The 810-nt window shown below is 72.6% G+C and carries 1 protein-coding gene; it reads left to right on the top strand.

Annotated features, from left to right (window positions below; all coding sequences use genetic code 11):
• Positions 1–654: D-alanine--D-alanine ligase (locus tag HUK84_RS20780; protein WP_246285810.1), on the top strand; the 654-nt coding region annotated here is incomplete at its 5' end.
• Positions 655–810 lie beyond the last annotated feature (156 nt).

Below are 810 nucleotides of genomic sequence, written 5' to 3'. Positions count from 1 at the left end.
ACCGCGCTGCGCGCCGCCGGCCTGCCGGTGGCCGAGGGACGGGTGATCGACATCGCCGACTTCCCCGCCGCCGACCCGCTGCCCGCCCCCTACGTCATCAAGCCGCTGAACGAAGGCTCGTCGGTGGGGGTCGAGATCGTCCGCCCCGGCTCCAACCGCCGCGCCGCCATCGCCGCCGCCTGGACCTACGGCCCCCGCGCGCTGGTCGAGACCTTCATCCCCGGGCGCGAGATCACGGTGGGCGTGCTGGGCGACCGCGCCCTGACGGCGACCGACATCACCCCCAACCCGTCCCAGGCGCACGAATTCTACGATTACGACGCCAAATACGGCGATGACGGCTCCCACCACCAATTGCCCGCGCGCATCCACCCCGACGCCTTCGCCCGGGCGCTGGAACTGGCGGTGGCCGCCCATCGCGCGATCGGCTGCTCCGGCGCCTCGCGCACCGATTTCCGCTATGACGACACGTCCTGCGGCGACGGACCCGACCGCCGCCCCGGCCGCCTGCCCGGCCGCCTGGTGGTGCTCGAAGTCAATACCCAGCCCGGCATGACGCCCACCTCGCTCCTGCCCGAACAGGCCGCGCATTGCGGCATCTCCTACGGCGCGCTGTGCCGCTGGATGGTCGAGCACGCGACCTGCCGCACCTGAGGCCCCACACCGAAACCCCACCCTTGAGCCAAGGAGGATCACGAACCGCCGCATGAGACGCGCAGCCGACAATCGCAACGACCGGCCCTCCCGGCTGTCGATCTTCCTGCGGCGCCGGCGCCGCATGGTGCGGCCGGCCGCCCTGGCGCTCACCCT

The sequence above is a fragment of the Nguyenibacter vanlangensis genome (assembly GCF_013376155.1).
Classification (GTDB): domain Bacteria; phylum Pseudomonadota; class Alphaproteobacteria; order Acetobacterales; family Acetobacteraceae; genus Gluconacetobacter; species Gluconacetobacter vanlangensis.
This window is presented reverse-complemented; position numbering and strand designations above follow the sequence as displayed.